Source organism: Coprococcus sp. AF16-22 (assembly GCF_003461545.1).
GTDB classification, from domain to species: Bacteria; Bacillota; Clostridia; order Lachnospirales; family Lachnospiraceae; genus Coprococcus; species Coprococcus aceti.
The window spans coordinates 124,869-138,379 of the sequence record NZ_QTXH01000004.1 but is presented as its reverse complement, the minus strand read 5'-3'; the positions used below and the strand labels follow the sequence as shown (position 1 = coordinate 138,379).

General features: G+C 45.9%; 15 protein-coding genes. 2 read left to right on the top strand and 13 right to left on the bottom strand.

What is annotated here, in order from left to right; translation table 11 throughout:
* Nucleotides 1-8: 8 nt before the first annotated feature.
* Entirely contained in the window at nt 9-1,070 is a 1,062-nt protein-coding gene (locus tag DWW60_RS06675; RefSeq protein WP_117548741.1) for a type IV pilus twitching motility protein PilT, read from the bottom strand.
* Nucleotides 1,071-1,144: 74 nt separating this feature from the next.
* Nucleotides 1,145-2,887, bottom strand: a complete 1,743-nt coding sequence (locus tag DWW60_RS06670) for a GspE/PulE family protein (RefSeq protein ID WP_117874714.1) — start codon at nt 2,885-2,887, stop codon at nt 1,145-1,147.
* A 284-nt stretch (nt 2,888-3,171) separates the two neighbouring features.
* On the opposite strand from DWW60_RS06670, the gene sigK reads away from it, so the two are divergent.
* Nucleotides 3,172-3,792: an RNA polymerase sporulation sigma factor SigK gene (gene sigK, locus DWW60_RS06665; RefSeq protein ID WP_117874712.1), complete on the top strand. Its 621-nt coding sequence runs from the start codon at nt 3,172-3,174 to the stop codon at nt 3,790-3,792.
* 19 nt (nt 3,793-3,811) lie between these two features.
* On the opposite strand, the gene DWW60_RS06660 is transcribed toward sigK, so the two are convergent.
* From DWW60_RS06660 to mtaB, 9 genes are all read right to left on the bottom strand, one after another.
* On the bottom strand, nt 3,812-5,041 hold the full coding sequence (locus tag DWW60_RS06660; RefSeq protein ID WP_022217244.1) for a peptidase U32 family protein: 1,230 nt from the start codon (nt 5,039-5,041) through the stop codon (nt 3,812-3,814).
* A gap of 25 nt (nt 5,042-5,066) precedes the next feature.
* Nucleotides 5,067-5,708 carry an O-methyltransferase gene (locus DWW60_RS06655; RefSeq protein WP_117874710.1) on the bottom strand — a complete coding sequence of 214 codons (642 nt, stop codon included), beginning with the start codon at nt 5,706-5,708 and terminating at the stop codon, nt 5,067-5,069.
* Between the two features lie 18 nt (nt 5,709-5,726).
* Complete coding sequence (locus tag DWW60_RS06650; protein WP_117874708.1) at nt 5,727-6,164, bottom strand: endolytic transglycosylase MltG; 438 nt, start codon at nt 6,162-6,164, stop codon at nt 5,727-5,729.
* Nucleotides 6,165-6,209: 45 nt separating this feature from the next.
* Complete coding sequence (locus tag DWW60_RS06645; RefSeq protein ID WP_015533125.1) at nt 6,210-6,557, bottom strand: YlbF family regulator; 348 nt, start codon at nt 6,555-6,557, stop codon at nt 6,210-6,212.
* Between the two features lie 12 nt (nt 6,558-6,569).
* On the bottom strand, nt 6,570-8,234 hold the full coding sequence (locus tag DWW60_RS06640; protein WP_022217240.1) for a ribonuclease J: 1,665 nt from the start codon (nt 8,232-8,234) through the stop codon (nt 6,570-6,572).
* 5 nt (nt 8,235-8,239) lie between these two features.
* The gene (locus DWW60_RS06635; RefSeq protein WP_015533126.1) at nt 8,240-8,518 is read right to left on the bottom strand and encodes a DUF1292 domain-containing protein; all 279 of its coding nucleotides are present in this window, start codon (nt 8,516-8,518) and stop codon (nt 8,240-8,242) included.
* 59 nt (nt 8,519-8,577) lie between these two features.
* Nucleotides 8,578-9,027, bottom strand: coding sequence for a Holliday junction resolvase RuvX (gene ruvX, locus DWW60_RS06630; RefSeq protein WP_015533127.1), 450 nt, complete (start codon nt 9,025-9,027; stop codon nt 8,578-8,580).
* Between the two features lie 14 nt (nt 9,028-9,041).
* Nucleotides 9,042-9,299 carry an IreB family regulatory phosphoprotein gene (locus DWW60_RS06625; RefSeq protein WP_022217238.1) on the bottom strand — a complete coding sequence of 86 codons (258 nt, stop codon included), beginning with the start codon at nt 9,297-9,299 and terminating at the stop codon, nt 9,042-9,044.
* 66 nt (nt 9,300-9,365) lie between these two features.
* Entirely contained in the window at nt 9,366-10,724 is a 1,359-nt protein-coding gene (gene mtaB / locus DWW60_RS06620) for a tRNA (N(6)-L-threonylcarbamoyladenosine(37)-C(2))-methylthiotransferase MtaB (RefSeq protein WP_022217237.1), read from the bottom strand.
* A 92-nt stretch (nt 10,725-10,816) separates the two neighbouring features.
* Here mtaB and DWW60_RS06615 point away from each other — a divergent pair, with 92 nt between their 5' ends.
* Nucleotides 10,817-11,050 (top strand): HPr family phosphocarrier protein, encoded by a 234-nt coding sequence (locus DWW60_RS06615; protein ID WP_015533130.1) that lies wholly within the window; start codon nt 10,817-10,819, stop codon nt 11,048-11,050.
* 101 nt (nt 11,051-11,151) lie between these two features.
* Here the strand turns inward: DWW60_RS06615 and thiI are convergent, their stop codons facing one another.
* Both thiI and DWW60_RS06605 read right to left on the bottom strand, forming a co-directional pair.
* Complete coding sequence (thiI, locus tag DWW60_RS06610; RefSeq protein WP_022217236.1) at nt 11,152-12,339, bottom strand: tRNA uracil 4-sulfurtransferase ThiI; 1,188 nt, start codon at nt 12,337-12,339, stop codon at nt 11,152-11,154.
* 8 nt (nt 12,340-12,347) lie between these two features.
* A complete protein-coding gene (locus tag DWW60_RS06605) occupies nt 12,348-13,493 on the bottom strand; it encodes a cysteine desulfurase family protein (protein WP_117874706.1) in 1,146 nt (381 codons plus the stop codon).
* Nucleotides 13,494-13,511: the final 18 nt, after the last annotated feature.

Here is a 13,511-nt window from a genome sequence, read left to right as displayed (position 1 = left end):
CATATATCTTACTGTCCGTTGATCTTCTTTCTCAGGTACTGCTGATCCTGTGCGTATGTCATGGCAACCTCTCTTGTGACGGTTCCTGAAGCATACAGATCATACAATGCATCGTCCATAGTGATCATACCTAAGGCTCTGCTTGTCTGGATAGTTGACTGGATCTGATGAGTCTTGGCTTCTCGTATCAGACTTCGTATAGCAGGTGATGCAAGCATTACCTCGAAGGCTGCAACTCGTCCGTTGCCGCTCGCTATAGGAAGAAGTGACTGTGAGATAACTCCCTCAAGAACCATCGCGAGCTGAACTCTTACCTGCTGCTGCTGGTTTGTAGGGAAGATATCTATGATACGATCGATGGTACTTGCCGCACCGATTGTATGCAGTGTGGAGAATACCAAATGTCCTGTCTCGGCAGCGGTTATGGCTGTGGAGATAGTCTCAAGATCTCGCATCTCTCCTACGAGGATGATATCAGGATCCTCACGGAGTGCTGCACGGAGTGCATTCGCATAGCTGAGTGTATCCATACCAACCTCTCGCTGGTTAACTATTGCCTTGTTGTGATGGTGAATGTACTCTATAGGATCCTCCAGTGTGATGATATGATCCGTAAGGTTCTCATTCGCCTTATTTATAATAGAAGCAAGTGTGGTCGACTTACCAGAACCTGTAGGTCCTGTTACGAGAACCAGTCCTCTCTTTCTCTTGTAGAGCTCCACAACCTCCCTTGGAATACCAAGCTGGTCAGGTCTTGGGATCTGTGTCTCAACTCGTCTGTACGCTGCTGCCATGTTTCCTTTGTCCATGAATACATTGACACGGAAACGTCCGGTCTCAGGTGAGTCGAATGAGAAATCGACCTCTCCTCTGTCCTGAAGTATGGCCTTATGCCTATCCTTCATAGTAGATCCAATTGCCTCTGCCGCATCAGCAGGTGACAGTGCCGGAACCTCAACCTCGGTGAGCTTACCGTTGATTCTGAGCTTAGGTGGTATACCTACAGCTATATGAACATCTGACGCCTTTGCTTCTACAGAGAAGGCAAGTAATTCCTTCATGTCTAACATAACTTGTCCCTTCCTTTCCCTTTTGCATTAATAATTACAATTTATATATAATCTCATTATATATCTCTTATATCTTACAGCTCTCCCATATCCACTCCCTCGGCCACGGTCACTGTACTGTGAACAATCTTGTTCATCTCTGCTATGGATGTGATGCCATCAAGAACGTGCTTGGCAGCTCCCATCTTCAGTGTGAGCATTCCTTCCTTGAGGGCCTGCTTCTCAATGACATCCGCTGTGGCTCCGGAAGCGATAACAGCCTGAAGCTCTCTTGATACAGGCATCATCTCGTATACACCGATTCGTCCTGAATAGCCTGTGTCGTTACACAGTGGGCATCCCTGTGGCTCGTAGATGATGACATCCTCCTCGTCAGCCGGAACACCGAGCTGAACTCTCTCATCATCCTCCACAAGTCTCGGCTGCTTACATGTGGTACAAAGTCTTCGCACAAGTCTCTGTGCAATAACTCCAACAACAGCATCACCGGCGATGTATGACTCAATACCCATATCGATAAGACGGGTGATGGTCGAAGCCGCTGAGTTAGTATGCAGTGTCGATACAACCAAATGTCCTGTGATAGCGGCCTGTACGGCGATTCCTGCTGTCTCACCGTCTCGGATCTCTCCTATCATGATGATATCCGGATCCTGACGAAGGATAGATCTGAGGGCTGCCGCGAAAGTCATGTCCGCTTTGTTATTAACCTGCACCTGATTGATACCGTTGATGTTCGCCTCGACAGGGTCCTCAACGGTGATGATGTTAACATCCTCTGTGTTAAGCTCACTGAGTGATGTGTACAGTGTAGTTGATTTTCCTGATCCTGTAGGTCCCGTTACAAGGATGATACCATGTGGGTTGCTGAGGATATTATCGAAAACCTTCTCCTGCTCTGCATCGAAACCAAGGGCACTCTTCGGTTTTGTCAGACCGTCCTTGGATGTAAGTCTCATAACCGTCTTCTCTCCGAAAACTGTTGGAAGGATAGAAACACGGACATCAAACTCTCTTCTGTCAACCATGATGGTGATACGACCATCCTGTGGTTTTCTCTTCTCTGCTATATCCATACCGCCTATGATCTTGATACGGGCTGTGATACCTGCCAGTATGCTGAGGTCGTATGACATAACCTGCTTAAGTGCACCATCTATTCTGTATCTGACTCTGACGCTGTTCTCCAGAGCCTCTATATGTATATCTGACGCTCTCTGTCTTACTCCGCCTTCGATGATCTGCTTAACCAGAAGTACGATAGGGGAATTATCGATTTCTTCGTTGCCCTCTTCCTCGTCGCCTCCGCCGAGCACATTCTGCTGCTCCTGTCTGTAGGCCTCAGCAGCCTCCATAGCCTGAGCGCTTCCGTAGTACTTATCTATAGCGTTCTTTATACCCTCCTCCGAGGCGAGCATCGGCTCAACCTGAAGGTTGGTGACAAGTCCTATATCGTCCATGGCCATGATATCCATAGGATCCGCCATGGCTACCTTGAGGATGTTCGGGTTATCAGGATCTATCTCTATAGGTATGGCCTGATACTTGGTGACCATGTTCTCAGGCACCATGTGTATAACCTTCTCCTCGATCTTAGCTCCCTTGAGCTCTATGTAGTCAATTCCCAACTGGGTTGTAAGTACCGTAATCAGCATGTCGTTACTTATAAATCCCAGATCAACCAGGGCGTTACCAAGCTTTCTGCCGGTCTCCTTCTGCTTTGCAAGTCCTTCCTGAAGCTGTTCCTCCGTGATAGCCCCCGCTGCTACAAGGACATCTCCAATTCTGATCTTCTTACGTCCCACGCTTAATCGCATTCTCTAAATACCCTCCTCACGTCTCTCGCAATTCTGCGCACAGGCAGAATTATCCAAATACCTAAAGCGTATTATATCACAGTATTTTCACATTTTAAACATTTTGTACATATTTTGATATATTTTTTTGCACTTTTATCGGATTTTTGCTTTTTTACAGGGTGGATAGGCACTATTTCTGCACAATAAACATATTATATAAGCAAGCTGACTGTACTAATTGTAAAATAGCCCGTCCAGCAAATGTACAGCCGGTACAATCAATTTACGGGAGCAGTTCATATATGGAAGCGTTTAAAAACCCACTAACTCCCGAAGAAGAGAAAAAATATATTGCGCTGTGCCTGTCCGGCGACAAGGCTGCCCGCAGCATTCTGATAGAGTACAATCTCCGTCTGGTCGCCCACATATCCAGAAAGTACAATTCCGCCGTGAGGGATCCCGAGGATCTTCTGTCCATAGGCACGATAGGTCTCATCAAAGCCATAGACAGCTACAGACCCGACAAAGGCTGCAAACTGTCAGGATACGCTGCCAAATGTATCGAAAACGAGCTTCTCATGACTCTCCGCCACGAGAAGAAAAAGGCGCGTGAGGTCTCGATCTACGATCCCATCGGCACTGATAAAGAGGGTAACGAGATCGTCATCCTTGACATCATAGGTTCGGAGAACGTCAACGTTCTGGACAAAATGATACAGGACGACCACCTGTGCCTGCTTCCCTCCTGCATATCATCGCTCCTCTCATCCAGGGAGAGGGAGATCATATGTATGCGCTACGGTCTTGACGGGCAGTCACCTCTCACCCAAAAGGAGGTAGCCAGGATGCTCGGGATCTCCAGGTCATATGTATCGCGCATAGAGAAAAAGGCTCTTGGCAAATTAAGAGGATGCCTGGATTGACATCCAGACATCCTTATGATCACTCTTTTCTTCTCAGTATAATACCGGTCTCAAGCTCCTTATCAAGCTTCACCCTCAATTTCTGCTTTGGATGTGGCGCAGAGTCCATGCTGTTTTCTTCCTCGTCGTATATCGCCTGAACCTCGCACTCTATATTTGTTCCATCAAAGCCCATGGCTTCAAGCTTCTCTCCCACCAGAAACTTATTCTTCTGCTCAAAGCATACACAGCCATCCGGGGTAACCTCTCTCACAGTTCCAATATACGTATAGTTTTTTACATATGTGTTGCTATCATATATCTGTGATTCTGAGTCTGTCTTCCCGAAATAAAATCCCGTTGTGAACTGCCTGTATGTGCATTTGGCTATCTCTCTCTTGTAGTATTCCATGTTTGCTCTGTACTTCTCTTCTGACTCCATATAATCATCTATGGCTTTTCTGTAGGTTCTGGCAACGGTCGCCACATACAGAGCCGTCTTCATACGTCCCTCTATCTTGAAGCTGTCTATTCCGGCTTCCATCATCTCCGGGATGTACTCTATCATGCACAGATCCTTGGAGTTAAATATATATGTTCCTCTGTCGTCCTCGTTGACAGTCATATACTCTCCCGGTCTGGTCTCCTCGACGATGGAATACTTCCATCTGCACGGATGGGTGCACGCACCATGATTCGCATCCCTGCCTGTGAAGTAGTTGCTGAGAAGGCATCTTCCTGAATATGATATGCACATAGCGCCATGGATAAATGACTCTATCTCCATATCGTCCGGTATGTTTGCTCTTATCTGTGATATCTCCGCAAGGGACAGTTCTCTGGCAGACACAACCCGCTTTATGCCGTGGTCATACCAGAACTTGTATGTCATGTAGTTCGTGTTGTTGGCCTGTGTGCTTATGTGTAATTCCATATCCGGCATAGTCTCCCGAGCTATGGTAAACACGCCCGGATCGGATACAAGAACAGCGTCCACACCTGTATCTTTCAGCTCGCCAAAATAAGCTCTTATTCCATCCAGATCATAGTTGTGTGCAAATATATTGGCTGTCACATACACCTTGGCATTATGTGCATGGGCATATTCCACGCCCTGTTTCATCTCTTCTATGGAAAAGTTGTCTGCTTTCGCTCTGAGGCCAAATGCCTGTCCGCCTATATACACTGCGTCAGCTCCATAGTCCACGGCCACCTTGAGCGTGTCCAGTCCGCCCGCCGGGACAAGAAGCTCTGGTTTCTTATCTCTCATATCGTTTCCTCCAACCATTTTTCGTTTATTTCCGGATACTGAGGCTCATTCCATCCCCTATATTGAGTATGGCCGTCTCCAAATGTTCATTGTGGGTGAGCTCGTACAGGTATTCTCTCATCCTTGAATGTATCGTTCTGTTTCTTCTGGTAACTGCAAATCTGCTCTCAAGGACATCTCCGTCCTGAAGCACGTTGTCGCAGAGCAATACCCCCTTTGGGGCAAGCAGCCGTATAGCCTCCGTGAAAAAATTGCCATACTGACCCTTAGCTGCATCCATGAACACCATGTCATAGCTTTCTGTCATCTCTGGTAATATCTCCAGTGCATCGCCCTCAAGCAGAGTAATCTTGTCTGAAGCCCCGGCTCTGACTATATTCTTCTTCGCCTCTTCTATTCTCGGCTGATAATTCTCTATAGTTGTTATATGTGCGTCATCATCCAGAAATCTACTCATAAAAATGGCAGAAAAGCCAACGGCTGAACCTATCTCAAGAATCTTCTTCGGCCTGTTCATAAGAATCAACATCTTGATGAACTCTCCAGCCTCTCGTCTTATGATAGGTACCCTGTTCTCTTCTGCCTCTCTTCTGATCGAGGTCACAACCTCATCGTAGTCTGTATTGAAGGAATTGATAAATGACGCAAGTCTTTCATCACATACCATAATTATCCTCTCTGTCTATTACTCGGCGCTGTCCTCACCGGAGGAATCATCACTGCTGTCTCCGCTGCTATCCCCCGAGGAACTCTTGCCATTTCCCGTTATGATCTCTATTATCTCCTGATTTGTATCGCTCGGTGCTATCTGATATGTACCAGGCTGGATATCATCTGCATATCCGCCTATTCTGACCTTCAGTATAAAAGCGTATTTGTCCTTGATAACCTCCGCCGTCTTAAGGGAATCCGCCACATCAAGAAGCGGCTCATCCTGAGTTATCTGTATAGTTGCCTTACGGTTGCTGCCCGGATCCGCAGCCCTTGTGGCAAACACCTGATACGCAAAATCATACGAGTATGAGAAAGCCTTTACCAATATAAATAAAATACATACATTGATGAATAGTCCAAAAAGGAACCTCAGAATCTTCTTCATACTTCTAGCACTATCTAAAGCCATAATCGTTATTCTCCTTGTTCACAAATACATCCCAGCCAGCGCGAATCACCGGGCGTCCTCATCTATGATATCGAAATCAAGATCGTCCGCTATCTGTTCATATACAAGCTTCATCATTCTCACCAGCTTCTGCTCCGCCCTGATAAAGTCATTGACTATAGTATCATGGACTATGGAGTCATATTCCATGAATAGATTATTAACTTCATCATATGGATTGTCAAGCATTTCGTTATTCTGTATTTCATAATTTTTCTTACGAAATTCCATGAGCTGCTGAAGTTTTTCTGGTTTCTGTCTAAGTTTATCCTTGCAATACTGATAATTCTTGTAGACATCAGAATCCTTGATGCACGCATTCAATTGTCTGCTAAGTTCCAATGTATCTGTCATTTTCTCACCCTTCTACACCTCTGTGATTATAGGAAGGATCATAGGGCTTCTCTTTGTCCTCTTCCAGAGGAACTCTCCCATGTCATCCTTTATCACGGATTTGATCTTACCCCAGTCTGTCACGCCGCGGCTCAGGCATCTGTCGAGAGCCTCCTGACATGTGATCCTGCAGTCTTCCATAAGTGTCTCAGACTCCCTGACGTACACGAAGCCTCTTGACACTATATCCGGCCCTGCAACAAGCTGGTTGCTGTATCTGTCCAGGGTCACAACTATGATTATGAGGCCATTCTGTGACAGAAGCTGTCTGTCTCTGAGGACGATATTTCCAACATCTCCAACTCCAAGTCCATCCACAAATACTCCCTGTGCAGGAACCTTGCCGACAACGTCGAACTTCTCCTCACCGATCTCAAGAACATCGCCTGTGGTCATGATCTTGACATTCTCCTTAGGGATTCCCATCTCAACTGCAAGCTCTGCATGTCTCTTGAGGTGTCTATACTCACCGTGGACAGGTATTGCATATTTCGGTCTTGTGAGCGCATATATAAGCTTGAGCTCCTCACGGCAGGCATGGCCGGATACGTGTGTATCCTCAAATATAACGTGTGCACCCTTCGCCTCGAGCTCATTTATAACCTTGAATACCGCCTTTTCATTTCCCGGTATAGGATGTGAGCTGAAAATGACCACATCACCAGGCTTTATGGCTACTTTATTGTGTATGGATGCAGCTATACGTGACAGCGCAGCCATGTTCTCTCCCTGACTTCCCGTGGTGATGAGAACAACCTTCTCATCCGGGTAGTTCTTCATCTCGCTTATATCTATGAGTGTGTTATCCGGTATGTTGATATATCCAAGCTCGGACGCCGTGGTGATGATGTTCACCATGCTTCGTCCCTCTATGACAGCCTTTCTGCCATACTTGTAAGCTGAATTGATGATCTGCTGTACTCTGTCAACGTTGGATGCAAATGTCGCTATGATGATCCTGTGATCCTTGTTGTCGTTGAACAGGTTGTCAAATGTTCTTCCCACTGTCTTCTCTGACTGTGTGAAGCCCTCCTTCTCAGCATTTGTCGAGTCAGCCATGAGTGCAAGCACACCCTTCTTGCCGAGCTCAGCAAATCTCTGAAGATCTATGGTTCCGCCAAATACCGGTGTGTAGTCTATCTTGAAATCTCCGGTGTGGACAATAAGTCCGGCCGGTGTGTATATGGCAAGGGCCGCCGAATCTGCTATGGAGTGGTTTGTTCTGATGAATTCCACTCTAAATGCCCCAAGATTTATATTCTGACCATACTTTACAACCTTTCTTCTGGTGTTGTTCATAAGGTTGTGTTCTTTCAGTTTGTTCTCTATAAGACCCATGGTCAGCTTGGTCGCATAGATCGGCATGTTTAATTCTTTCTCAATGTACGGTATGGCTCCTATGTGATCCTCATGTCCATGGGTAACCACGAGTCCCCTGACCTTGTCCGCGTTTTCCTTGAGATAGGTGACATCAGGAATTACCAGATCGATTCCTAACATGTCGTCCTCAGGGAATGCCAGTCCGCAGTCAATGACTATGATAGAGTCCTCATACTCTATCGCAGTGATATTCATTCCAATCTGTTCCAGACCGCCCAAAGGAATGATCTTCACTGTCTCTTTATTATTCTTATTCAATTTTCTTATACCTCCAAATTTACGTCCTCAAGCAGCTCGTCAAATATCTTGATGACCGCCTCTAATTCATTTTCATCTTCCACAATATCGTATGCTGCCATCTCTTCCGTATCAGCTCCGTTGTTCTCGCGAAGGATAAGGAATGATTCATCATCCGCCTTGTCTATAACGAACAGATAATTCACGCCGCCAAGTGTGGTCTGCTCCACAACCGAGAATTCCACTTCTGTTCCATCTTCTGCTTCAAATATGATACTGTTGTCCGTCTTCCTGTTCTCTGCCATATAAACCTCTTAATACTTCTTCAGGCGTACACAAAACAAAGGCAGAAGGTCTGTGTCTATCACAGACTGCTGCACTTCGCATCAAGATAGTTCTGCAGTATGACCGCAGCCGCCATCTTGTCTATGTACGTCTTCCTGTTCTCTCTTCTCACTCCGCTGTCCATAAGGATCCGCTCTGCCTCCACAGTGGTAAGGCGCTCATCCCACAGAACAACCTCAAGTCCTGTTCTGCGCTCAAGATCTTCCTTGAATGCCTGGGTGGCCTCGCATCTGTCTCCCTCTGAATTGTTCATGTTCTTCGGGTAGCCAAGCACTATCAGCTCTATGCGGTCGCGCTCTCCTGCCGCTCCATACTCTTCAAGTATGGCCTCTATGCGGGCAAGTGTCTGTCTCAGCTTGTTCGCCGACTTTCTCTCTATCGTCTCCAGCGGCTGGGCAGTCATCTTGAGCGGATCGCTCACGGCAACTCCCACCGTCTTGGTTCCATAGTCAAGTCCCAATATTCTCATACTATTCTTTTCCTTTACACGAGGTTATTCTTGATATAGTCCTCAAGTAAAACCTCAATGATCTCGTCTCTCTCCACCTTCATGATCAGGCTTCGCGCATTCTTGTAGCTTGTGATATATGTCGGGTCACCGCTCATTATGTACCCAACAACCTGGCTTACCGGATTATATCCTTTCTCGGTAAGTGCATCGTATACTTCTCCAATTATCTCGCGTACGTCCACTGTCGCGTCCTTGATTGGAACAATATTCTGTGTACTTTCGTTATTCATCAAATCACGTCCTCATCTTGTTATTATCTCATGAGCCAATTAACATTCCTATTCTAATATAAAAAACTACAAAAGTAAAGGAAGGTTTCCCCCATTTTGGGTATATGTCACATACACAAAGCTGTTCACAAAACTCTCCGGCATGGATATGTCGCCCACATCTATGAGTATATCCATGTATCTCTCCGTATGTCCTCTGAGATATGTCTTATTGTCCTTCTTTACAACCTCTTCCACCAGGACTTCAAGCTCACAGCCCTCAAACTGGGCTTCATATGCGGTCTTGTTGTCATGGGCAAGCTTAAGCAGCACATCGCTTCGCTCATTCTTTATCTCAGGGGCAACCTGCTCTTTCATGGCGGCAGCGACTGTTCCCTTTCTCGGAGAATACTTGAATATATGCATCTCATACAGATTGAGCTCCGTCAGATATCTTACAGTCTCTGCAAATTCTTCCTCAGTCTCTCCCGGGAAGCCCACTATCACATCCGTGGTGAGCGCAGGGGACTTATACGCCTTTCTCAGCATGTCACATTTTTCAAAGTATTGCTTGCAAGTATACTTTCTGTTCATTCTCTTGAGCACTGAATCACAGCCACTCTGCAGGCTCAGATGGAAGTGTGGACATACTTTCGAATTGGATGAAATTCTCTCCACAAACTCCTCTGTTATTATCCCCGGCTCAAGTGAACCAAGCCTTATTCTCTTGATTCCTTTGATTTTTGAGATAGCCTCTATAAGCTCTATAAGTGCTCCCTCATTATTCTTATCTTTGCCATATGACGATATGTGTATACCGGTAAGCACAACTTCTTTTATTCCTGCCTCCGCAAGCTCTGATACTTCTGCAAGGATCGCCTCCTGGCTTCTGCTTCTTATCCTTCCTCTTACATACGGGATTATGCAGTATGAGCAGAACTGATTGCAGCCGTCCTGGATCTTGACATATGCCCTTGTGTGTCCCACAGGGACATGGCCGCCCATCTCCTCGTACTCAGTCTCTCTGGATATATCCACGAAGTATTCCATGGCTTCATGATCTTTACCCGGGGCATTTTTTCCATTGTTTCTCACATTAATATAATCATTAACTATTTCTGTGATACTTTTCTTCTTATTGTTGCTTATTACTATATCTATAGCTTCATCCTGCTCGAGAATCTCTCTGGCTGACTGCACATAGCATCCTGCGGCTATCACTATTCCATCAGGATTCATCTTTCTGGCTCTGTGAAGCATCTGCCTTGATTTTTTGTCCGCAATATTGGTCACAGAACAGGTATTTACTATATATATATCTGCTTTTTCGTCAAATTCCACTATATTTGCACCGGCAGCCTTCAGCATGTCGAGCATGCTGTCAGTCTCCGCCTGATTGACTTTGCAGCCAAGTGTTGTGGCAGCCACAGACATTCCTTTTAGCATGTATTTTACACTCCTTATATTGACTTTTGTATTCTATAAAAATATAATAATGACAGTACATAAAAAACTTACAAGGGTTAGGAGGACTATTTATGACAGCAGTTAAGATTTCTTTAAACTCAATCGATAAGGTCAAGAGCTTTTGCAATGACATTGCGAAATTTGACGCAGAATTCGACCTCGTATCAGGACGTTACGTAATTGATGCAAAGTCAATCATGGGTATTTTCAGTCTTGATATCTCAAAGCCTATCGAACTTAACATTCATGCAGAGAGCGGTATCGATGAGATCATGGCTACTCTGAAGCCATACCTTGCAGAATAGTATTTATTCTGCCCCGTATGTTATATGGATCTGATAATCAAAGAGATGCTTATTATGAAGCATCTCTTTTTTGTTGTCTTTTATCACTGTTTTATATTGTTTTACTGCTTTGCGCGACACATAACGACCTCTGCCGTATCTACAGCCTTGCGGTACAATGGCTCGATGATTCCTGTGAGCTTTGCCTCCGACTTCTCTATCGCAGAGAGAACCGGATGTGTAACCGGATGCTTTGCAACAAATGTCGTACAGCAATCCTCGTATGGCAGTATAGATGTCTCGTATGTTCCGATCTTCTCTGATATGTCTACTATCTCCTGCTTATCCATACCTATACATGGTCTGAACACCGGCATGGTGCTGACCTGGTTGATAACGTTCAGGCTGAACACAGTCTGGCTTGAAACCTGGCCTATGCTCTCTCCTGTTATCGTACACTGACAGTCATTCTTCTCAGCCAGCTCCTCCGCTATCTTGATCATGTATCTCTTCATGATGATCGTAAGCTCCTCATGAGGACAGTTGTCGTATATTGCCATCTGTACATCGGCAAAGTTGACAACATGGAGTCTGATGGCTCCTGAGTAGTCGGCCACAAGACATGCCAGATCTATAACCTTCTGCTTTGCTCTCTCGCTTGTGAAAGGAGGTGCGTGGAAATATACTGCCTCCACAACAACTCCTCTCTTGGCTATCATATATGCCGCAACAGGGCTGTCTATACCGCCTGACAGAAGTGCCATTCCTCTGCCGTTCGTTCCAACCGGCAGTCCTCCCGGGCCAGGTATGGTGATCGAATAGATATATGCTACCTTTCTGATCTCCACATTGATTATCTCCTGAGGTGAGTGCACATCCACTGCAAGATCAGGGAACGCCTCAAGGAGGAAATGTCCAAGCTCGGCGCTTACCTCCATGGAAGTCATAGGATATGTCTTGTCATTTCTTCTGGTGAACACCTTGAATGTGAAGTTCTTTCTGTCGTACGCCTTTTCAACATAATCTATTACCTTCTGCTTGAGGTTCTCAAACTCTGTGTTCTCCTCAACCACAACAGGGCATATTCCAACAATACCAAATACCTTTCCAAGGGCATTTACCACATCCTCATAGTCGTAATCCGACTTGCACTCAACGAATATTCTTCCCTGCTCCTTGCGGATATAGAAATCTCCGTAAGGCTTCAGCTTTCTGTTGATGTTCTTGCAGAGTATGTCTTCAAATATATATCTGTTCTTTCCCTTTGTGCCTATCTCGGCATACTTTATCATAAATGCCTTGTACTGCATATTTCCTCCTATTTCTTCCTCACATATCTTCTGAGTATCGGTAAAAGTTCCTTGCAGCACTCGACTGCATAATCTATCTGTTCCATTGTATTCTCCGGTGAAAAACTGAATCTCAGTGTGGACTCAAGCTTCTCAGGTGGCAGACCTATGGCCTTCAGCGTGCTGCTTGTGGAATGTTTATTCGACGAACATGCTGAACCGGATGAGACATATATGCCCTTCTCTTCCAGAGCATGAAGCATGACCTCACTTCGCACTCCCTTGAAGGTTATGCTGGCTATATGGGGTGCATCCCCGGAATTACTGTACACATCGTCTATCTGTGTGAGTTCATCTATAAGATGTTCCTTGAGTTCTCTCATGTGCGCTACATTTGCATCGAGATCTCTGTAGGTCATCTCGGCAGCCAGTGCCATTCCGGCTATTCCCGGTACATTCTCTGTTCCTGACCGCATTCCGCCCTGCTGGCCTCCACCGTATATCACAGGCTTGACCTTGACTCTGTCCTTTATGAACAGTGCTCCAACGCCCTTTGGTCCGTGGAATTTATGGCTGCTTATGGACATCATGTCTATTCCCATACGCTTCGGGTATATCACATATTTGCCAAATGCCTGTATGGCATCCACATGGAAGAGTACACTCGGATTCTTCTCCTTTATACGTCTGGCAATGTCTTCCACCGGCATGACAGCTCCTATCTCATTGTTGACGTACATGACTGACACTATGATCGTGTCGTCGTCGACCTCATCTACCAACCGGTCAACATCTACCACACCATCGCTTCCAGTCGGGATCCTGACAACATCAAAGCCCATATCCTCAAGGAATGTCAGCGGACTGCCGACTGAGGCATGCTCAACTGCTGTTGTTATGATCTTGTTGCCCGCTCTCCTGTTGGCAAGTGCGCCTCCTATCAGAGCCATGTTGTTGGATTCTGTTCCTCCCGATGTGAACACGATCTCCTTCGCCTGAACCTTGAGCAGCCTGGCTATCTTATCCCTGGCATCGCTCACGTATCTGGCCGCATCCACACCCTTCTGGTGCAGTGATGACGGATTGCCATAGTCCTGTTCCATTAACTTTACCACAAGATCTCTCACCTCTGGATAAACCGGGGTGGTCGCTGAATTGTCAAAATATGCTTCCATGTTGTCTTCCACCATTCC